The organism is Spiroplasma endosymbiont of Sarcophaga variegata (assembly GCF_965178695.1).
Taxonomy (GTDB): domain Bacteria; phylum Bacillota_I; class Bacilli_A; order Mycoplasmatales; family Mycoplasmataceae; genus Spiroplasma; species Spiroplasma poulsonii.
The window spans coordinates 1,415,638-1,437,608 of the sequence record NZ_CBCXVU010000002.1 but is presented as its reverse complement, the minus strand read 5'-3'; the positions used below and the strand labels follow the sequence as shown (position 1 = coordinate 1,437,608).

The following is a 21,971-nucleotide window of genomic DNA, read 5'->3' as shown; positions in this document are numbered from 1 at the left end:
TTGCTTTAAATTTTTTAAACGTTAAAATATAATACCGTTGATTGTTGGTTTGGTGTTAAACCTTTGTGTTGGTATTTTCATTTTCAGAGCTTTAAATAATTTTGAATATTAGTGAAACCCAAACCATGATAATGAATTAAGGCTTCTTTAAGACTGGATTGTAATTTACTAATCTTATTTAACTTTTGATAACTAGTATCAGGGTTTGTACTAGTTTTGGTGGAATATAGAGTAGAATTTGTTTGTTTTGCTACTAATAAATATAGTGGTTGCATATCAGAAATAATTATTGATTTTTCTTTAATTAGTTGCTTATTCATATTTTCAATAATCCATTGTTTTTGTAATCTTTTGGTATTGGTGGATTGAACAAAAATATTATTATTGCTATCAACTGCCATTTGAATACAGCATTTGGTATCAGTTGAAAATGGATCGAGATGAGTTTTTCGTTTATCAAATTTATCTTTAAAATTGCCTTTATGAATTTCTTTAATAAATGTTTCATCCATTTGGATTTGACCATTTAATTTTTTAAATTTTAACTGTGTATTTTCTAATTGTTTTGATTGCATTAATTTTTGTCGATTATATCAAGCGGTTTTTGGGGTTGTTTTAATAAAACGAGAAATTATTTTACTAGATTGTCCTAACAATGAAATTTGAATTAATAAATTTCACTGTTCATAATTTAAATGACTTCAATAAGTAAAATGATGACGAAATGCATCAAAACTAGCACGACATTTTTTACATAAATATTTTTGTTTTCCTTCGGAATTATGACCATTTTTAACACAATGAAAAGATTTGCAATTAGGACATATAATGCCTTTATCTCTAAATTTTTGATCAATTTCATTTAAACGTTTTTGTTTTTTAATTAAGTCTGCTTGTTGTTTTATTTTTTCATAAAATTCTAAAAATTGATCATCTGTTAAGCTATTTATTAATTCTGTAATTATTTTTTTCATCATTTATTTACCTCTATATATTAAAAATATACCTAATTTTAGGTATATTTTATAAATATCAAGAGTTTTCGACAAAATTAAAGTTTTCTTGTTTATCTAAAAAAATTCGTTTTGTTGTATTATAAATAATAAAAACTAAAAATCCTAAAATTAAAATAATACCAACACACATAAAAATAAAGGCTGTTAAATGGTTTTTATTAGTAAAAGTGAAGTTTTGGCCATCATTAACAATTTTAAAATAAAATAAGTAATTTACTAATAAACTAGCTAATAATAACAATAATGTTAAGGTCACGGCAATTATAGCAATTGTGCGCCCACTTAAACTTCGTTTCATCATATTATGTTCTGTTTTAATATTTTTTAATTGTTTTTTTAACTTGACTTGTTTCAGTTTCATCGTGCAAAACACTAGCAATTTTTGTTTTAAATTCTTGGTGTAATGATTGATGGTCTAAATCACTTTTTAATTTATTTGTTTCTTGATATTCTCACATTGCCAATGAATAATTTAAATTTAAATATTCTCTTTAATTTTGTCGAAAACTCTTGATGAAATAAAAAAAATCATCAATATGACAATTTGAAAACTAATTTTGTGTAAGATTATGATTTTGCTTTAAATTTTTTAAACGTTAAAATATAATACCGTTGATTGTTGGTTTGGTGTTAAACCTTTGTGTTGGTATTTTCATTTTCAGAGCTTTAAATAATTTTGAATATTAGTGAAACCCAAACCATGATAATGAATTAAGGCTTCTTTAAGACTGGATTGTAATTTACTAATCTTATTTAACTTTTGATAACTAGTATCAGGGTTTGTACTAGTTTTGGTGGAATATAGAGTAGAATTTGTTTGTTTTGCTACTAATAAATATAGTGGTTGCATATCAGAAATAATTATTGATTTTTCTTTAATTAGTTGCTTATTCATATTTTCAATAATCCATTGTTTTTGTAATCTTTTGGTATTGGTGGATTGAACAAAAATATTATTATTGCTATCAACTGCCATTTGAATACAGCATTTGGTATCAGTTGAAAATGGATCGAGATGAGTTTTTCGTTTATCAAATTTATCTTTAAAATTGCCTTTATGAATTTCTTTAATAAATGTTTCATCCATTTGGATTTGACCATTTAATTTTTTAAATTTTAACTGTGTATTTTCTAATTGTTTTGATTGCATTAATTTTTGTCGATTATATCAAGCGGTTTTTGGGGTTGTTTTAATAAAACGAGAAATTATTTTACTAGATTGTCCTAACAATGAAATTTGAATTAATAAATTTCACTGTTCATAATTTAAATGACTTCAATAAGTAAAATGATGACGAAATGCATCAAAACTAGCACGACATTTTTTACATAAATATTTTTGTTTTCCTTCGGAATTATGACCATTTTTAACACAATGAAAAGATTTGCAATTAGGACATATAATGCCTTTATCTCTAAATTTTTGATCAATTTCATTTAAACGTTTTTGTTTTTTAATTAAGTCTGCTTGTTGTTTTATTTTTTCATAAAATTCTAAAAATTGATCATCTGTTAAGCTATTTATTAATTCTGTAATTATTTTTTTCATCATTTATTTACCTCTATATATTAAAAATATACCTAATTTTAGGTATATTTTATAAATATCAAGAGTTTTCGACAAAATTAAAGAATATTCTTGAATCTTTTGGCAATATTAATGATAAGCTTCTTTAATATATTTTTCTTTTAATTCAAAATCAGCTTTGGTAAGATTATTTTTTTAAGTGCTTGTTTTAAAAACGAAATTTGTTGTTTATAAAACGCTTTTAATTCCCCTTGCCGATCAGTTCATTGATAAATTTTTTCTGTGTGATGAAGTAAATCATTCTCATTCTTAATAATTTTTTCTACTTGAGTTTGATTTTCCACATGTTATTTAAAGGCAATAACTTCAATTTCAACAAGGCCAGATTTTGGTAAGTCTTTCACCGCAAATGTACTTCTTGCCGGTTTATGTGAACCAAAGAATGCTTCATAAACTTCATTAACAACAAAAAAATCGTTAATATCTTTTAATAAAATTGTTGTTTTAACAACATTATTTTTGTGATAGTTTGCGGCTGTTAAAATCGCAGCAATATTTGTTAGAACTTGGCTAGCCTGACTTTGAATATCAGCGCCTAACACCATTGTTTTCGGATCAAATCCTAATTGTCCCGAAATATACAAAAAGCCATTTGAAAGTTTTACTGCTTGAGAATATGGACCCACTGCTTTGGGTGCTTGATCAGTATAGATTAATTCCATTATTTTATAATTGAATCAATAAATTCTTTTTCCATCACAGTATATCCCAACTTCTCTAAGTCAATAACAATGTCTCCTAATTAAGCTTTTGTATTAATATCAACTACTAATCGAATAATTTCTCGATTAATTTCTAAACTATTTTCTAATTGTGAATCAGAAATTTTATGAATTTGAACACCATGAGAATCAACAACATTCGTAATCTTTGTTAAATGTCCTTTCCCTAGTGGTGCATCAATTTTTAAAACAACCCTACGCCGCTGATTAATTAAAGCTCGGTTTGTAATATTTAAGAAAGTTGTCACATCAATATTTCCCACTGATAAAACACAAACAATTTTTTTGTTTTTAACATTTAGTTTATTAAATAGCATTGCGGCCGTGGTTACTGCCCCTGCGCATTCTGCGACAATTTTACAATTTTCAAATAAAAATAAAATTGTTTCAGCAATTTCTGCTTCTGATACAAGGATAACATCATCAACATATTTATTTAAAATACTAAAGGTAATATCACCAGTTTGTTTAACCGCAATTCCATCGGCAATTGATAATTTACCGTGAACTGAAAACGATTTATTGCTTTTCCTTGCTTCATAATAACTTGGAACATTTTGACTTTGTACACCTATTAATTTACAATTGGGATTTACAGCTTTGACATAACTTGCAATTCCTGAAAGGATCCCCCCCACCAATTGGGACAAGAATGTAATCAACATCTTTCAATTCTTCTAATATTTCTATTGCAATTGTTCCCTGACCAATAATAACATCAGGATCATTAAAAGCATGAACAAATACTTTATCTTCTGCTTTTGCAATCTCTAATGCTCTTTGATTGGCATCGTCAAAAAAATCACCATGCAAAATCACTTCTACACCATAATTTTTAGTTGCATTAATTTTACTAATTGGAGCTGTTTTTGGCATCACAATTGTCGCTGGAACTTTTAATAAGTTAGCTGCAAAACTAACTCCTTGTGAATGATTCCCAGCGCTTGCCGCAATAACGCCCTTTTTAATTGTCGCTGGTTCAAGAGCCATCATTTTTGATAACGCTCCTCGTAATTTAAACGAACCAGCACGTTGTAAGTTTTCTAATTTTAAATAGACTTCATTATCAGTAATATTGCTTAATTTTGTTGCATAAATTACTGGAGTTTTGATAATGTGGTTTTTAATTTTGTTATATGTATTTTCAATTCGTTCTCTTGAAATATCATATTACATATATTGTTCCTTCTTTCTCCGAATTTGTTTGAGCCTAATTTAATTATACAAAAAAAAATATTCTTAAATTTTTCAATTCTTATAAAAATATTTTCTTAATTTGGTTGTACTTTACCATAATTTACTGTAATTTATGACACTTTATCATTCCCTAACGACCGTATCCCCCCGGTCCAGGACCTACCCCAGGACCTGGTAAAAATTTTTGACTTTTTTGATTTGATTTTTTTCGTAATTTTCGATTTGTTGTCATATTAGGTGGTAAAGTAATATTTAATTTTTGTAGTAAGAAATCAAATGAAAATTCAACTTCACTAATTTTTACAATCTTAATCCGTTTCTTTAACGCATACTGAGTAACATAATATAAATGTAACGGCGAATTTAAAACAAAATTTAAATAATTATTGGTCTTATCATATCAATTTGGTACCCGATTAGAGTTAAAATAACGCATCATAGCCTGTGGATTATTAGTAACAAAATAATAACTGTTTTTAATATTAAAAGCCGCTAATTGACCACTATAAATTTGGGTTCCATTCATAACCATTGTAAATTCATCAATATATTCTTTAATTTCATCTAGTAAATGTGATGAAAAAAAGACTGTTTTTCCACGTAGGGTTAATTGTTTTAAATAAAAAATAATTTTTTTTCGATTATTAATATCTAATCCTGCTTCTGGTTCATCCAAAATTAAAATTTCTGGATCATGAATAATTCCTTGAATAATCATTACCCTTTTTTTCATCCCCGATGAAAAAGAATTAACATCTTTATCACGGTGTTCTCAAATTTCTAATGACTTCATTAAGTATTCAATTCGTTCCCGTAAATATCTTCCACGCAAACCATTTGTTTTTCCCATGTATTTTAAGAAGTTATAAGAACTAATGTTTTCTGGAAAAGTAATAAATTCTGGTACATAACCAATCATTTTTTTCATTCCAAGTTTGGTTGCTTTTTTACCAAAAATAGAGATATCACCTTTAAAACCTTTTAACCCACCAATTAAAGACTTAATGAAAACGGTTTTTCCACTACCAGAAGCTCCTAAAATTGCATGTAATTTTCCCCGTCCAACATTAAAGTTAAAAGGACCAACAACACTATTTTTAAATTTTTTAGTAAAATTTCGTGATGAGATTGCAACTTCACTGACTACTAATGCATTATTATTCATTTCTTAGCATCCCCTTTCAACTTTTAAGTAATATTTTTACGGCGTAAGATTAAATAAGCAAATATTAAGAAAAGACACGATAAACCGAGATAGATATATTGAATTAAACTAATGTTCAAAAATGGTGCTGGGTAAACATCAATTTTCTTATCAGCCCCTAAGGCTAGACGGAAATCTTGATAACTCATTAAATAGTTATTTTGAACCTCAAAGTCAATGTTACTCCGCTGTAATGGTTCAAATCAATATGGCGTGAAGTTTAACGAAGCGGTTCAAATTTGGTTTCAATGTTCAATAATATTAAACTTCGAAATTAAACCATAAGTATTCATTAGGTTATCATATTTAATTCACTCATTGTTAATTTTAATTGGTTGTTCTTCAAGTAATTTATAATCCATTATTTTCTTTAAAATATTAATTTCAATTTCACGAAGAACAAACAGGGTTGGTGAATCAAAATAATCTAAGACCCAATCTCTAAAATCACTACCATTATTATAATCGGACAATGTTCCTTTGTATTCATTATCTCATTCTTGACGAAAAACATCCGTTGGATTAAATGAATTTTCTTCCGATAATGTCCGATCAACTGTTACTAATTTGCTATCATTTGTCGTTGATAAACTATAATAGGAAGCAGTGGGATTAAAGTAAAATAACGATGTCCCACTAAAAAGATTCATTGTAATATAATTTGTTCATGAACCCGCTGCCTTTGAGACAACTGCCATGTAATCAGCAAGTTCTTTTTGAACGGGGTCATTTTGATCTAATTCTTGTTCTGATTTGAAAAAATAATCTGTTGCAAAATTAACTTTCATTGAAACATCATTTCCGCTCGCTGCTCCAACATTATTAATAATTGTTTTAAGATCTTCAAGCTTATTATCATAAAGATATCTTGTTGATGAATCTCATGCTTTAAGTTTTTTGATTTCAAATTCTTCTGTTTTAGGAACAGTTAATCCTAAATTTTTATAAAAATCTAAGCGACTAACACGTAATGCTGGGTCACTAGTAATATCTTTGTAGTCATCATTTTTAAAGACTAAATTTAAATCACTATAACTTCATTCATCATAAAAGTTTCAAATCGCATTAGTTAAATGAGGATATTTAATTAAATCTTTTTTAAGATTCTTTTTAAAATTAATTGTACTTTTAATAATTGGAACTGGATAGTTTTGAGTAATACTATCATTAGCAAATGTTAATTCAACGGTTTTTGCTAAACTCATAATTAATGAATATGGCATCCCACCAACTAGAAACAAACTACAGAAAATAACAACAATTAGTAAAACAACTTGTGAGTTTAAAAATGTTACCGCAAATAAAATCCCACTTGAAGCAAAAAATGATAATGCCATTGAATAAAGAAATAATTTTAATAATAAATTTTGATAAACTTGTAAATATTGGGGATCCTTATTAAAAATATTACCTAAATAACCAATCCCAAAAGCAAAAAGAATAATTGTTCCTAAAAAAAGAAGAATTAAAATTCAAAGGGCAATTATTTTTAATAAGAACAGGACAAATCGTGAATATGGCTTTGAAATTAATAACAAATATGTTCCATCTTCAAATTCACGACCAAAAATTTTAATAATTACTAATAAAATAAATAGCAATAACAAAATATTATTAAAGATAAAAACGCCATACTGAAAATTCTTAAAAAACTCATAAACATTTTTTGAAGAAGAAAATAAAGTAATAGCAACTGCCCCAAATAAGACAACTGATAAAATAAAAAGAACTCAAACCGCCATTGAACGGCGTATTTTAAAAATTGAAAAAGAAATCAACGACCATCATAAATTTGATTTGCCTGATCTTAATACTCTATTCGCCACCTACAACCCCTCAAATCTTTTAATAATTTGTTATACATATATATTATATAACATTTTCATGATTTTTGATACTGCTTTTTTACTGCAGCGAAAAATACCATAATGACCAAAAAATAAATAATATTGCCTTTTAGGCAATATTATTTGTATATTTAATTTTTAAACTATATTTAAAATCTAATTGAAAGTGCGATTGATCAAAGGGTTGTTCTCAAGAGTATGGGACAAGGTCAATAATTTTATCTTTCTTGTTCTCTTTACTAAAAATTCAATGAATACGTAAATTTTGAATATTTCCATTTTTACGAATTTGAACAATTTCACGCGTTGGTAAATATCTTTCGTTTAAAGCTGACATTAAAATATTTTTTTTTGATTTTTGGAAAGAGCAATTGGTAATCCCAATGTTGGTAAATATCCTGTTCATGTGTCAACGCTAAATTTAACTGGTTTATCATATAGTTTTAATAATGGCTCAAAATGTTTTTTAAAAGTAGTTGTTTCATAAACATTATTGGCCCCCTTATTTAAATTAGCAACACCATTAATTTTAATAGCATCATCAAGCACTTCTTGTTTAATTTTAACAGCAAGACGAAGAATCGCTTGTCCAGTATAACCTTCTATTTCGGTCGCATCTAATTGTAAATTAACAATATTTGATGATTCTTGTTCTAAAACTATTTTAAGGTTATTATTTTTGAATAAGGTTTGTAATGAATCAGAAACATCTTTTAATTCTAATAATTTTGCTTTAATTAAATTAACGTCCATTTTATCTACTTCAATCAAATTATTGTTATTTTGGGTAAAATCAAAACTATACTTTGAAATATCAATATCTTGAATTTGTTTTTGAAATTCCTTTTCGTCCTGATTATCTTGGTTTTGTTCATCTTTACTGTCTTTGCTATCTTGGTCATCCTTAATATCTTTTGATATCTTGGTCTTGACCCTCTTTAGTATCTTTATTATCTTCAATCTGATCATCATTGTTATCTTTAATATTTTGTTCTTCATCATCAACACCAATGCTAATATCATCATCTCCAATAATGTTCGAGTTAATGATACTACTACGTGTTGATATACGATAAAATTCATATCCAATTGCACCACCACCAGCTAATAATATTAATAATAAAATAACAAGAACGATTCATACCCAATACCGGATCTTTCTTTTTGAATTCTTAATTTGTACTAATTGTTGGTTTGAGTTTGCAATTGGATACGACAATGATTCTTTATTTTTTATCGCAAGTTCTTGATTAGTTGCAGAAAAGCCCATTAAGATGTCATTATTAAAATGAGATAAATTATTATCTTGTTTAACAGTCATCATATCTCTTGCTAACTTTTCATTAAAAGCTAAAACCTCAGCAACATGTTCTGGCATAATATCATTTTCCTCAAAATAGTCATCCTTAGATTTTAATAAATCTTGGTTTCAAAACAAGGCATAAAACTTATTACGACATTTAATCGCAAGAATTGCCTTTGACGTAATTGCTTTAATTTCATTTTCACTATGATACTGGCAAACCATTAAATCATTAATATTATCCATATCATTATTTTTAATGGTTGTTATTGTTTGCATTAATTGTGTTCAACATTTATTACACATTTCTTTCGCAATATAAAAAATATTTTTTGGCAATATAAAAACCTCCTTAAATAATTAATTTAAATAATATTTTAATAAAAGAGCCTGATATTTTTCTATCACAGTGTTTTCTTATACAACAGTTTTTTCTATATACATTATACCATAATTTTTGAAAATATATTATATCATATTTTTAAAATAAAAAAACCTTAATTAAGGTTTTTTTTAAAATATTTTTGGTAATTAATTAAAAGTTAATTCAACTTCACCAGTATAATATTTAGAGTGATCATAAGCAACAATTGTTCCACCCTTTTGATCATCATTAATCGTTAAATATAAATCATTTAATAAAGCACTTAATCGTTTTAACTGACTAACAAAGTTAGCACTAATAAACATCATCATTGTTTGCAAAATTGTAACTTTTGGTAATTTTCCTAAATTTGTCGTTAATTTCATTGCTCCTAAATCTTCTTGTTTCGCTGGACGTTCTGGTGTCTTAACTGAAAAGTGAATAGTAATTGAACCATAGTAATCTTTCGTTGGATCATCATGTTCACTTCAATGGTCTTTTCCTGTTTTTAAAATAGATTCAGTTTGGTCTTTATTAACTACAATGTTTGGTACCTGACTAATTTGTTGATTTCAAATTTTGGGTGTTTGTTCACCAATAAAAAATTCACCAAATTTATCTAATTCTGAAATAAGTTGCATATTGTTAAAAACAATTGCAATTAAAATTGTTTTTGGCCGAGCATCATCAATAACACCTAAATCAATACTTTTTATCTTATCAGCAAGATGATTTGAAGTTATTACTGTCTTATTAATCTTTATCGTATTAACTGTTGTACCATCATTAAAATTTAATTCATAATTACCATTTCGATATAAATCAATTTCACTTGGTGCTTTTGATTGATTATTAAATTTATAATTTTTAACTAATTGATTAAAATTTCATTTTGATCCTTGAAACAATTGGGCTAATTGTTCTAATAATTTGGGAATTGTTTGTTTAGAATCTTGCGGATTAATTGTTTTAAAATTAATCCCCTCAAACCCAGTTACTTCTAATGGTAACACTGGTGGATCAACTGGAATATTATTTCAGTCATCACTTTTATTACAACTAATAATTGTCGTCACTGGTGTTATTGTTAAAACACTAGTTGTCAAAATCGCTAACAGTTTTTTCATCCTAATCCCCTCCTTAATCCGCATTCATAATCGCAATTAATGGATTAATGCGGTTCATATTAAATCAACTAATTAAATACGCAATAAAGTATAATAATAAGCCACTGCCAATTGCAACAATTGGAATCATTATATTGATAAATAATGGCAATACTAACCCAATTCTAATTAAAATCATATTAGAAATCGTTAAGAAGAGCCAACCAAAACCAAATCCGGCAATTGTCATAATGACAATAATCGGAATATACATTCCAATAACTAATTTTGTAATATACCGGTTACGATATCCCAGAACTTTCATTGTTGCAATAATTGTTTGATTTTCAGCAATTACAATATTACTTGTTAAAATAATAATCATAAAACTTAACACAAAGGAAATTCCAATGATGAAGAAGACAACGCCATTAACAGCTTTCGCAATGTTTCCTAAAATTGTTTTAGCTTGTTCAATTGGCATTAAAGTACCAAAAGTACTATTTGAATATGCTGGATAAGAAATTCCTGTTACGGGTTTAATACCACCATTTAATCCATAAAAACTATAATCACCAAATAATTGACTTGTTCCTAATCCTGCTTCAATATCATCAACTTTACTACTATTTGAAATTTTATAGTTAAAAATAGGATATTCATTTTGAAACACAGCAATTCAATCAACACTACTTTGTCCTGTTCTTCAGTACTTAACAAATTCATCTCATAAATGCTTATTCCCTGCTGTGGCAGGATGCTGTTGAATAAACGCTTCTAACATATTTAAACTAGTTTTATTTGCTGCTGATAACGTGTTATTATTTTTAATAAAAGAATTACTTCATTCATTTAAGAATAAGCGTAATAAATAATCTCGTGTTTTATCATATCCTAACAACTGTTGTGCACGTTCCTCATTAATTCAAGCCCGAGCAGCACCAAATTGGTTTGTAATCCCGACAACTTTAAATTGTGAAGAATTAGTTTGATTAGTAATTGTATAACTTCCATTAACAATTTTATCGTTTAAAATTGTTGATCTTGTAAAAGTGAGGTCAGTAATATCAATCCCACTTTTTAAAACATATTCATTAGTGTTTTCTTTTAAAACACTATTTTTATAGTTATTATCACCATTAAACATTAGTTTTCCAACATTGCCAACAGCACCACTAGCACCCGTTACCTCACTTGCATCTCACCCTTGTAAAATACTATCCGCCGTAACACCAGAATCACTTGCTAGTAATGCTTTTTGAATAATGCGCGGATCAATAGTATCACCAACTGCAATTACTAATCGTTTGGCCAATGTTTCATTTAGAACAATGTTATTATTTGATGTAAATAATTTTTGTTTTAAATCTTCTTTATTTTTATTAGTTAATACTTGATTTTTAAAGGTTTGATTAATTCCATACATTTTAAAATCAATACTATTAACTTCAGCATTAACCATTGTTCCACGATCATCAGTTAACGGATTAAAAGGAATTACCCCAAATGTTAAATTAAAATTATTATTTGGTGTTTTAAAGGCTTCTTGCATTTTAACACGAACTGTTTGTGGTGAACGTGAATAAGCTCCTTGAATAAAACATTGATTAACATTATCAACAAAATAAGCATAAATTCAATTATATAAATCATACATTGGTTTTTTTAAACGAGTATTAAAGTCGCTTCCTGTTCCTGAATCTAGGACATCATAAAACGATGTTGTCAATGGTTGTTCCAATGCTGGACGAAAATGATTATTGTCTAGCACAATAACAGCATTTCCTTGTCAAAAATCTCTTTGATAATCACTCTGCGTGAACATTTCTTGCTCTAAATTATCATTTAAACTAATATTCCCGGTTTTATCAAAATACTTGTCACTTTTAATATTTAAAGCAAGTGTGTCACGATATTTTCAATAAAATAAGCGGTAATTTTCTAAAGCACTAATATTTTCGCGTGCTGTTTCTGTTGTTCGTAAATATTGTTCAATTGTTGTTTTTGTTAAACTACTTAAACCAAAATCCTTGTAATCACCTCATGATGTTGTACAAATTGCTTTTGATGAAACAGCATCCTTTGATTGCAGTTTTTTACTTTCTGAAAATTCTTTTGAAATATTAGAATATGGTAATGAGCGCATATCTTCAGCATTATATGTTGGTGTATAATTCTCGGGATTAATTTGCCCTGTTACAAAATCGCGTAGATATTGGTTTGAATAACTTGTCATATTAGTATTTGGTAAAAAACTATTCTTACTATCTCACGGTTTTTGCGTTGGATCATAAGTTTTTAAAAAGGTCATTGGTAAATTATAAATCGGACTATTATATTCAACTAATGTTTTATAATTATCTCCTTCATATGAATAACGAATATTGTTTTGTAAAATAATTGGAATTGTTGTCGACATTGTAATCATAATCGTACTAATAATCATTGTTAAGGAAACTCCAACCATTTTTCCTAATGAATTTGATAATTGCACCGCTTGAAAACGAGCATCAAATGTTTTCCGAATTGCAAACATTTTATAAACCGCTTTTTTTAAACGTCCATTTGAAAACGTTTTTTCTTTCCGAATTAATTGCAGTGGTGTTCGTGATACCATCATGATTGTTCCACTAATCATTGTGACACAAGTTAATAAAACAAAAATAAACAAAACACAAGTTAATAATGCTAGTAGTGCAAAGACAAAATTACCATATGGTAAATTAAAATATGTCCCAAATAAGTATTTAATCGTAAATTGGCCACTAATTCCACTAGCGTAACCAATAACACCCCCAATTAATGCAATCATTAAGGGATAAGAAATATAACTAAGTGTTAATACACGACGACGATATCCTAATGCTCGTAATAATCCGTTTTGTGGTCCGGTTGCATCAATTTGGCGACAAACCACTAAGATTAGGACAAAAAAGGAAATAATTAATAAAACAGTAATTAAAATATATGACCCCCCAATAAAGGAATTTAACGTTGTTGTAAAATAAGTAATCCGCTTAGCAAATTCATAACGATGATCGGTTAGAAAAGTAGCAACTGGTAAACCAGTCGATAATGTTTTAACATAATATGAATGTAACCCAATATGTTGGCCTTGTTCACTATTAATATAATTATTAATCGTTTGACTATAAACACTACGAATATTATCCTTGTTCGTTTGACTAAATTTTCCAACATAATAAATTTCACGATCTAACTGACTTTCTGGAATTAGCACTTGTCTTGTTGAATCTAAGGCTGTTACTTGATAATGTTGTCCTTTTGTATCAGCAACTTCTGTTTCAACTAATCCAAATAAACGTGGATCTAAATACGCAATTCCTTCGTTATTCATATTTGGAAATGGATGTGATGCATCAATAATTGGTGTAATATAATCAGCAGATTGACCAAACCCAACTACACGAAATCAATTTTCATTACTATATGGTGATGTTGGTAACCATTTATTGATATCTTGATGTTCATATGGCGCTAAATTAACTTTTTGTAATTCACTATCAGCAACTTTAATTGTTGTTCCATAACGGTCTGTTTGTAATCGAATAACATCATTAATTTTAATATGATTTTTTTGCGCAAATTGCGGCGTTAAATAAATTCAGTGCATTGTTTCACGATTAATTGATTCTCAATATTGTTCATAAAAAGCAATTGGCATTCCAACCGAAACAATAAACCGATCAATTGCTTGTTTTGGATTTAATGTTACTGCTTTAATAACTTTATTATTTCCCAAACTAAATGTTCGTGCTTCAACACGATCATAAGAAAAACTTTCATCATTATTATTAACTTGTTGTTTAATAAACTCTAAAATAGCATTTTGTCGTAAATTACCATCAGTAATATTTTCAAACTGATCAATCCCCCCATTTGGGTTTTTAACATAATTAGTTTGAGCAAAATTAATAACAAAATCATGTTGATTACTTACTTGTTCTGAAATAAAATTATTATAATTATTTTCAACACGCTGTTTTGAAACTTCAATAATTGTAAAAATAAAACTAGTTAAAAACACTAAAATAACTAATCCAACAAATTGAATTTTATTTTTAACTGTGTTTTTAAAATTGTTTTTAAATAATAACTTAAAACCAGGCATTTTTTCACACTCTTTCTCTTATTTTTTAATGTTTGAATTTAATTAAAAATAAAACGAGGTGGTGTTGATTGTTTTTTAAATTGTGTTAATAGTTCGGTTTTACGTAAATTATCAATAAGACAAGTACATTTAAGAAATCAGCGATCTCTAGCAAACCCTAATAATAACATTAATAAAAGGGAAAATGATAATTTTTGTTGTTGACAAAAAACATCATTTGTTAGTGTTACTGCTCAAAATGTTTGATAACTAGAAAAAATAACATCATTAATATTTTTTAAATACCCAATATATAAACGAAATAGTAATAACATTGCAATAAAACTAAGCGTAAAAATTGCATAAAAAACATAACAAAAAATAACTAGAAAAGAATATATTGCTTTATAACTAATTATTATTTTTAATTGCATCATTAATGAAGTTTCACCAAAAAATAAAACACTTGAAATTATGAAAATATTACCTAATCATAAGATAATAATTTGCCAATTTGAATATAAAATTACTTTTCAAGTTGAAAGCGTTTCTTTTTTAATTTGCTGAAAATTAACTAAGATTTGCGCGAGAATTCCCGTGAAAAAAAGAAAAATAATACTTGATAAAAACAAATACAATAAATTTAATGCAATATTTAAGAAACTATAATTATCTTCAAGATTAATAATTGAAAAAGATGATGAGAAAAAAATATATCCTAAAAAAATAACAAAGAAAGCATTAATAAATCTTTGATATTTCGTAATAAAATTTGTTTTCATTTTCATCACCATAACTTTCATCATATTTTGCTGATTTTATTATAACATTAATATTAAAATAATGTATGGCATAAAATAAGCCTTATTACCTTAAAATAACAATAAAAAACTATTATTTTACAATGATAGTTTCCTTAATAACATTAATCTTGTTGTTGTTGATTAATGATAATTGGTCGTGATTTATTGATTTCATATTTACCCACTAAAATTAAAATTCCACCGATTAAAAATGAAAATAATAACGAAACAATTCCAGCAGCAATGTGTGATTCTGCTTTACCCTTTAAAACACTGGTGCACAATATTATTGGGGCAATTTGAACTGACCCAATTATTAAGTACATAATTCCAGCCATTGCCCCAAAACCAGCAAAGTAACCAGTTGTCATAACAAAAGCTAATAATGCACAAAGAACAAAAAACCCTAATAAAATTGATGATATAACAATCGATAAAATACAACCAGCACGACATAGATTATCTGTTTTTTTTCCTTCAAAAGAACCTTCTGAATTTCAATAGATATAATTTTGATCCATTTATATTTAATATTCTCCTTTCAATATTTTCTAATTTATAAATTAAAAGTTTAACTTATTGTTACTCTATTTTTTTACTTATTATTTTTCAATATTAGTTAAAGAACGGGGTCAGAACAATTTAAACAATTGATGTAAATTAGTTTTCCATAATTAATTTGTAATCAAATGTTTGACACAATTAAGTCATAACATTTTAACACTAAAAAAGCAATATTTTATTCCTTTAATTCTTTAATTTTGTCGAAAACTCTTGATGAAATAAAAAAAATCATCAATATGACAATTTGAAAACTAATTTTGTGTAAGATTATGATTTTGCTTTAAATTTTTTAAACGTTAAAATATAATACCGTTGATTGTTGGTTTGGTGTTAAACCTTTGTGTTGGTATTTTCATTTTCAGAGCTTTAAATAATTTTGAATATTAGTGAAACCCAAACCATGATAATGAATTAAGGCTTCTTTAAGACTGGATTGTAATTTACTAATCTTATTTAACTTTTGATAACTAGTATCAGGGTTTGTACTAGTTTTGGTGGAATATAGAGTAGAATTTGTTTGTTTTGCTACTAATAAATATAGTGGTTGCATATCAGAAATAATTATTGATTTTTCTTTAATTAGTTGCTTATTCATATTTTCAATAATCCATTGTTTTTGTAATCTTTTGGTATTGGTGGATTGAACAAAAATATTATTATTGCTATCAACTGCCATTTGAATACAGCATTTGGTATCAGTTGAAAATGGATCGAGATGAGTTTTTCGTTTATCAAATTTATCTTTAAAATTGCCTTTATGAATTTCTTTAATAAATGTTTCATCCATTTGGATTTGACCATTTAATTTTTTAAATTTTAACTGTGTATTTTCTAATTGTTTTGATTGCATTAATTTTTGTCGATTATATCAAGCGGTTTTTGGGGTTGTTTTAATAAAACGAGAAATTATTTTACTAGATTGTCCTAACAATGAAATTTGAATTAATAAATTTCACTGTTCATAATTTAAATGACTTCAATAAGTAAAATGATGACGAAATGCATCAAAACTAGCACGACATTTTTTACATAAATATTTTTGTTTTCCTTCGGAATTATGACCATTTTTAACACAATGAAAAGATTTGCAATTAGGACATATAATGCCTTTATCTCTAAATTTTTGATCAATTTCATTTAAACGTTTTTGTTTTTTAATTAAGTCTGCTTGTTGTTTTATTTTTTCATAAAATTCTAAAAATTGATCATCTGTTAAGCTATTTATTAATTCTGTAATTATTTTTTTCATCATTTATTTACCTCTATATATTAAAAATATACCTAATTTTAGGTATATTTTATAAATATCAAGAGTTTTCGACAAAATTAAAGCTTTAATTTATAAAATATTGCTTTTTATTTAAATAATATTTTTTTGAAACAACGGGATTAAATATGACAATCAAAGCCATGATATAATTTATCTTCTTTAAAGATTTCTTTTATATCATATTTTTGGCGATAATCTTTTACATCCCCAGTTTCAATCGCTTTAATTGCTGCACACGCCATTGCATGTGAACTACATAAAGTAATTTGAGGAACATTACCACTATTTAACGGTTCATGATACAATGCCCCTGTTAACATTTCATTTAGGCCAAAACCAGGACATTCTCCTTTTAAAATTCCCTGTTGTACTCGAAAATCAGAAATAATTGGGAAGAGATATTTTTTCTTATTATGAATTGCTTGTTCGACCATTAATCCAAATTCCATATGAGTCCCAGAATCTCATCCATCTAACTCAAAAATGACATAATCAGCGGTGGTTAAACCAGCATAATCTAAGTCAAAAATTGCTTTATTAGTTGGACGGACGGTTTGATTTGTTTCAAAATCAACTGGATTTCCAATAATAAAATCAGGAAACATTGCTCGTAACCGATCCCCTTCTACTTTTCGGGTATTTCATTGTGCTTCAGTAAACATGCTTCCAGCATTATAAATTACTTTTTTATTATCTTGCATTATTATCCTCCTTCTTGGTTAATTGTGCTAATTATTGTTTTTATTTTTTCTTGTTCAAAAATTTTATTATTAATATCACCCGTTACAAAAGCCCCAACCGCTACTAAGTCATACCCTAGCGTTTTTGCTTCTTTTAAATTTGTTAAATTAATTCCCCCTGAAGCCATATATGTTTTTGTTGGAAAAAAGGTTTTTAAAGTTTGAATAAAATTTAATTTAAAAGAAGTCGCTGGAAAAATCTTAATAATTTCTCAATCAGCATTAACAATATTCGTCACTTCCTGTAAGGTCATTGCTCCTGGAATATACAATAATCCTTTGCGATGACAAAATTCACTAACTGTCGGGTTAAAAACAGGGCCAACTAAAAATTGTGCTCCTGCTTCAGCTGCTAAGATTGCTTCTGCTAATGTTAAAACGGTTCCAGCGCCAACTAAAATTGTTGGATGTTTTTTTCGTAATGCTTTAATTAATAATTCAACCTTTGGAATTGTAAAAGTTAATTCTAAACATGTCACTTGCAAATTGATTAACATTTCACAAATTTGCTGGGCAACATTATAATCTTGATTACGAATAACATAAAAAACTTTCTGTTCTAAAATTTTGGGTAAATCATTCATTACTTAACCTAAATATTTTTCAATTCTTTGAATAATCGTGTCTTGATCTAAGCATTTGTACTTAATAACAGCATCAGCACTTCCTGATAAACCATAATCATCAACACCAATTACTAAACCAGTTTTACCAACAAATTTGTATCAAACATAGTCATTAGAAAACTCAATCGCAATTACTTTTAGAAAGTCTTTTGGAATTATGCTTTCTTGATAAGCAATTGGTTGCTGGTCAAATAATTCAACCGATGGCATTGAAACCACCCGAATATTTGCTTTCATTGTCTTAGCCGCATTAATTGCAATTGGAACTTCGGTTCCTGTTGCAATAATAATTGCCGTTAATGGTTTTGTCTTGTCTTCTTCAACAACAATATATCCTCCCTGCAATGTTTTTTTATAACAAGTTGTAGCTAACTGATAAGGGGTATCTTGGCGCGATAAAATTAATGCTGAAGGCGTTTTTTTTGTTTCAACAACAAGTTTTAAACAACCAATTGCTTCATTAATATCAGCAGGACGTAAAACGTTTAAATTCGGACAATTTCGTAACATTGCTAATTGTTCAACTGGCTGGTGCGACTTACCATCAAAACCAACCCCAATTGAGTCATGTGAAAAAGCAAAAATAACCGGTAAATTTTGAATACATGCCATTCTAATGCACGGTTTCATATAATCAGAAAAAATTAAAAACGTTGAATTAAATCCTTTTAATCCTTGATGTAATTCAATTCCAATGCTAATTGTCCCGGCGGCAAATTCCCGAACCCCAAAATGAATATTATTATTTTGGGGTGTCTTAATTGTTCATGAACCATTATAACCAATAATCTTTGTCGCTGTTCCCAAATCAGCACTACCACCAAACATATTATTAGGACATTTTTGTTGATAATATTTAAAAACATCCCCCATAATAATTCTTGTTCCTGCTTTTTTATTTTGATCAGTTGTTAATAAGGATTTAAAAGCATCAAATTCAACAGTCGGGGCAGCAAATAATTGCTTGAATTCCTCGGGAAAAGCAGTTTGATAAGCTTTTAATTTTGTTGCTCATGTTTGGTATGTTTCTTGACCGCGTTTAATAAAAGTATCCTTTCAATAAGTTTTAACATCTGGGTCAACATAAAATTGCGGATGTTCAAAATCATAAAAGGTTTGCACTTGTTGCATTTCTTCTGCTGTAAACGGTGATGAATGCATTGGTGAGCCTTGTTTTGGATGCCCATAACCAATAATTGTTTTACACTCAATTAAAGTTGGCTTATCACTTTTTTGCGCTGCTGTGATTGCCTTTTTAATTGCTGTTAAATCTTCATCAGCATTATCAACGCGAATATAATTTCAATTTTGTGCTTCAAAAAATTTTTGATAATTTACTTTTAAAACTTCATCACACTTGGTATCTAATTGACAATCATTTGAATCATACAACATAATTAATTTATTTAACTTTCATACTCCAGCTAACTGGATTGCCTCAAGAGCACCCCCCTCTTGTAAATCACCATCACTACACAAAACATAAGTATAATGATCAATAATGTCGTGTCCTGGTTTATTAAACTTAGCGGCTAAATGTTGTTCTGCTAATGCCATTCCAACGCCATAACCAACACCTTGGCCTAATGGTCCCGATGAATTATCAACCCCTGGGGTTACACCATATTCAGGGTGCGCTGGGGTTTTTGAATTAATATGGCGATAATTTTTTAAATCATCAATTGATAAATCATAACCTGCAAAATGTAAAATTGCATATTGAAGCGTTGACGCATGTCCTGGCGATAGCACAAAACGGTCACGATTAATTCAATCGGGGACAGCTGGATTAGCAATTAAATTGTTTAAATAAATTGCTTGCATCATTGGCGCTGCACTTAAAACAATCCCTGGATGGCCAGTTTTATTATAGATAATTGGATCTAAGCCTAAAATTCGTAAATTACTTAAGCTTTTTGTTTCAATATTATTATTTGTATCTTTCATTTCGTTTTCCTCCTAATAAATTTAAAATATCAACGATAATTATTTTTAAATTAAACAAGGAACTTTATTATCTATCATTAATAATTTCTGCATAATAAAGGTCATTTTTTCTGCAAAATTATCGTTATCAGCATCAACAACAATGAAATGATAATCATCCTTTAATTCATGATATAAGACCTCATATTGTTCATTTAATTTTTCCCAATAATGGTATGGCGTTTCTAATTCTAATACGCGGCCACGCTTATTAATCCGTTCAACAGCTTTTGGTGTTGAAACTTTTAAATAAATAATGACATCAAACCCTAATTTTTGTTTTAAAATTGGTGTAATAACATTTTGAAAAAAACGATTGTAAACTTTAAAATCAACATCATTCATAATTTCTAACAAATGTGAAACCCGAACAAAAACCGGATCTTCTAAAATCGTGCGATCAAAAACAGTATCTTCTAAATTATCAATTTCAAAAAATTGTTCAATTCTGGTTGTCAACATGTAAATTTGCATTTTAAAGGCAAATCCTTTCATGTCCTGATAAAAATCATTAAAATATGGGTTTTCTTCTAAGGGTTCTTTAAATAAATTATAATTTAACTGTTGACATAACGTCTCACTAACTTTTGTTTTCCCAGCACCAACAGTTCCAAAAACAGCAATTTTCATTTCTTCTCCTCCGTTAGGTTATTTCATTAATTGCACTGCCGTTGTTAACGCCAATTGCACCATTACCATAAAATTATTTTGGCGTTCCATTGCTGAAGCTGCTTGTTTTGTAACAAGGTTATCAGAAATAGTTAGCAATGTTGCTGCTTGTTTTTTGGTCACAATTGCATTTGCAAACAAGGCATATGATTCCATTTCAACAACATCTAGATTATGTTCTTTCGTAAATGATAACGACTCATCATAGCGATAAAAAACATCAGCAGCATGGGCATTACCAGTATGTGTTTTGATTCCTTGCTTTAACGCTACCTCTTCAATCGTATTGAATAATTTTTCACTTGCTGGAATTAGATGAGAATCTATATTAGCAGCAATTTTGGCATAATTACTTTCACCAAACGCTTCGCGAACATTGAAAATATCATATAGTTCAAACTCTGATTTATAACTACCCGCTGAACCAATGCGAATAATATAATCAACATCATAAAATTTAAATAATTCATAGGAATAAATTCCAATACTTGGACAACCCATCCCACTTCCAGCAATTGTAATTTCAATATCTTGATATTTTCCTGTATACATAAACATATTTCGAACCTCATTGACTAATTTGTAATCGGTCAAATATTTTTCCGCAATTGCTTTTGCTCGTAACGGATCACCGGGCATTAAAACAACTTTTGCAATATCCGTTGGTTTTGCATTAATATGTGGTGTCATTTTTTTATTTCCTTCCTTTTGTACCTTTATTGGACTAACGATCCTATTAATGAGGTTATTATTTAAAATGCTTTTTCTTAAAAATAAATTTAAACAAAACGAAAAGGAATATTTTAATATATTCGTATAAGTGATGTTTAATTAACAGTTTTATTTTTATTTAAT

At 27.9% G+C, this 21,971-nt stretch carries 21 protein-coding genes and 1 pseudogene; all 22 read right to left on the bottom strand.

The window, feature by feature from the left end:
• Positions 1-14 precede the first annotated feature (14 nt).
• The 22 genes and pseudogenes from ACOBME_RS09560 to deoD all read right to left on the bottom strand — a co-directional run bounded on the left by ACOBME_RS09560 (position 15) and on the right by deoD (position 21,806).
• Positions 15-977, bottom strand: a complete 963-nt coding sequence (locus tag ACOBME_RS09560) for an IS1/IS1595 family N-terminal zinc-binding domain-containing protein (RefSeq protein ID WP_338963247.1) — start codon at positions 975-977, stop codon at positions 15-17.
• Positions 978-1,023: 46 nt separating this feature from the next.
• The gene (locus ACOBME_RS09555) at positions 1,024-1,377 is read right to left on the bottom strand and encodes a hypothetical protein (RefSeq protein WP_419335065.1); all 354 of its coding nucleotides are present in this window, start codon (positions 1,375-1,377) and stop codon (positions 1,024-1,026) included.
• Positions 1,331-1,474: a hypothetical protein gene (locus ACOBME_RS09550; RefSeq protein ID WP_419335063.1), complete on the bottom strand. Its 144-nt coding sequence runs from the start codon at positions 1,472-1,474 to the stop codon at positions 1,331-1,333. The genes ACOBME_RS09555 and ACOBME_RS09550 overlap by 47 nt, the downstream gene beginning before the upstream one ends.
• A gap of 131 nt (positions 1,475-1,605) precedes the next feature.
• Entirely contained in the window at positions 1,606-2,568 is a 963-nt protein-coding gene (locus ACOBME_RS09545; protein ID WP_338963247.1) for an IS1/IS1595 family N-terminal zinc-binding domain-containing protein, read from the bottom strand.
• A gap of 137 nt (positions 2,569-2,705) precedes the next feature.
• The gene (locus ACOBME_RS09540) at positions 2,706-2,888 is read right to left on the bottom strand and encodes a hypothetical protein (protein ID WP_338965937.1); all 183 of its coding nucleotides are present in this window, start codon (positions 2,886-2,888) and stop codon (positions 2,706-2,708) included.
• A gap of 3 nt (positions 2,889-2,891) precedes the next feature.
• The gene (locus tag ACOBME_RS09535; protein WP_338965935.1) at positions 2,892-3,266 is read right to left on the bottom strand and encodes a RidA family protein; all 375 of its coding nucleotides are present in this window, start codon (positions 3,264-3,266) and stop codon (positions 2,892-2,894) included.
• 80 nt (positions 3,267-3,346) lie between these two features.
• Positions 3,347-4,400, bottom strand: a pseudogene (ilvA, locus tag ACOBME_RS09530) (threonine ammonia-lyase).
• 253 nt (positions 4,401-4,653) lie between these two features.
• Complete coding sequence (locus ACOBME_RS09525; RefSeq protein WP_419335060.1) at positions 4,654-5,688, bottom strand: ABC transporter ATP-binding protein; 1,035 nt, start codon at positions 5,686-5,688, stop codon at positions 4,654-4,656.
• Positions 5,689-5,711: 23 nt separating this feature from the next.
• The gene (locus ACOBME_RS09520) at positions 5,712-7,469 is read right to left on the bottom strand and encodes an ABC transporter permease (RefSeq protein WP_419335058.1); all 1,758 of its coding nucleotides are present in this window, start codon (positions 7,467-7,469) and stop codon (positions 5,712-5,714) included.
• A 214-nt stretch (positions 7,470-7,683) separates the two neighbouring features.
• On the bottom strand, positions 7,684-7,911 hold the full coding sequence (locus tag ACOBME_RS09515) for a hypothetical protein (RefSeq protein WP_419335056.1): 228 nt from the start codon (positions 7,909-7,911) through the stop codon (positions 7,684-7,686).
• Positions 7,911-8,327, bottom strand: coding sequence for a hypothetical protein (locus ACOBME_RS09510; protein ID WP_338965921.1), 417 nt, complete (start codon positions 8,325-8,327; stop codon positions 7,911-7,913). Before ACOBME_RS09510 ends, ACOBME_RS09515 begins: the two co-directional genes overlap by 1 nt.
• 151 nt (positions 8,328-8,478) lie before the next feature.
• Positions 8,479-9,216, bottom strand: coding sequence for a hypothetical protein (locus tag ACOBME_RS09505; RefSeq protein ID WP_338965919.1), 738 nt, complete (start codon positions 9,214-9,216; stop codon positions 8,479-8,481).
• 192 nt (positions 9,217-9,408) lie between these two features.
• Positions 9,409-10,368: a lipoprotein gene (locus ACOBME_RS09500; protein WP_338965917.1), complete on the bottom strand. Its 960-nt coding sequence runs from the start codon at positions 10,366-10,368 to the stop codon at positions 9,409-9,411.
• 13 nt (positions 10,369-10,381) lie between these two features.
• Positions 10,382-14,479: an FtsX-like permease family protein gene (locus tag ACOBME_RS09495; RefSeq protein WP_419335054.1), complete on the bottom strand. Its 4,098-nt coding sequence runs from the start codon at positions 14,477-14,479 to the stop codon at positions 10,382-10,384.
• A 38-nt stretch (positions 14,480-14,517) separates the two neighbouring features.
• Complete coding sequence (locus ACOBME_RS09490; RefSeq protein ID WP_338965915.1) at positions 14,518-15,264, bottom strand: hypothetical protein; 747 nt, start codon at positions 15,262-15,264, stop codon at positions 14,518-14,520.
• A gap of 119 nt (positions 15,265-15,383) precedes the next feature.
• Positions 15,384-15,782 carry a hypothetical protein gene (locus ACOBME_RS09485; RefSeq protein ID WP_338965912.1) on the bottom strand — a complete coding sequence of 133 codons (399 nt, stop codon included), beginning with the start codon at positions 15,780-15,782 and terminating at the stop codon, positions 15,384-15,386.
• A 332-nt stretch (positions 15,783-16,114) separates the two neighbouring features.
• Positions 16,115-17,077 carry an IS1/IS1595 family N-terminal zinc-binding domain-containing protein gene (locus tag ACOBME_RS09480; protein ID WP_338963247.1) on the bottom strand — a complete coding sequence of 321 codons (963 nt, stop codon included), beginning with the start codon at positions 17,075-17,077 and terminating at the stop codon, positions 16,115-16,117.
• A 137-nt stretch (positions 17,078-17,214) separates the two neighbouring features.
• Positions 17,215-17,796: a hypothetical protein gene (locus ACOBME_RS09475; RefSeq protein ID WP_338965910.1), complete on the bottom strand. Its 582-nt coding sequence runs from the start codon at positions 17,794-17,796 to the stop codon at positions 17,215-17,217.
• A 2-nt stretch (positions 17,797-17,798) separates the two neighbouring features.
• Positions 17,799-18,419: a bifunctional 4-hydroxy-2-oxoglutarate aldolase/2-dehydro-3-deoxy-phosphogluconate aldolase gene (locus ACOBME_RS09470; RefSeq protein WP_338965908.1), complete on the bottom strand. Its 621-nt coding sequence runs from the start codon at positions 18,417-18,419 to the stop codon at positions 17,799-17,801.
• A gap of 3 nt (positions 18,420-18,422) precedes the next feature.
• Positions 18,423-20,408 carry a transketolase gene (gene tkt, locus ACOBME_RS09465; protein WP_338965907.1) on the bottom strand — a complete coding sequence of 662 codons (1,986 nt, stop codon included), beginning with the start codon at positions 20,406-20,408 and terminating at the stop codon, positions 18,423-18,425.
• Between the two features lie 45 nt (positions 20,409-20,453).
• Positions 20,454-21,077 carry a deoxynucleoside kinase gene (locus ACOBME_RS09460; protein ID WP_338965905.1) on the bottom strand — a complete coding sequence of 208 codons (624 nt, stop codon included), beginning with the start codon at positions 21,075-21,077 and terminating at the stop codon, positions 20,454-20,456.
• Positions 21,078-21,095: 18 nt separating this feature from the next.
• Positions 21,096-21,806, bottom strand: coding sequence for a purine-nucleoside phosphorylase (gene deoD / locus ACOBME_RS09455; RefSeq protein WP_338965902.1), 711 nt, complete (start codon positions 21,804-21,806; stop codon positions 21,096-21,098).
• Positions 21,807-21,971: the final 165 nt, after the last annotated feature.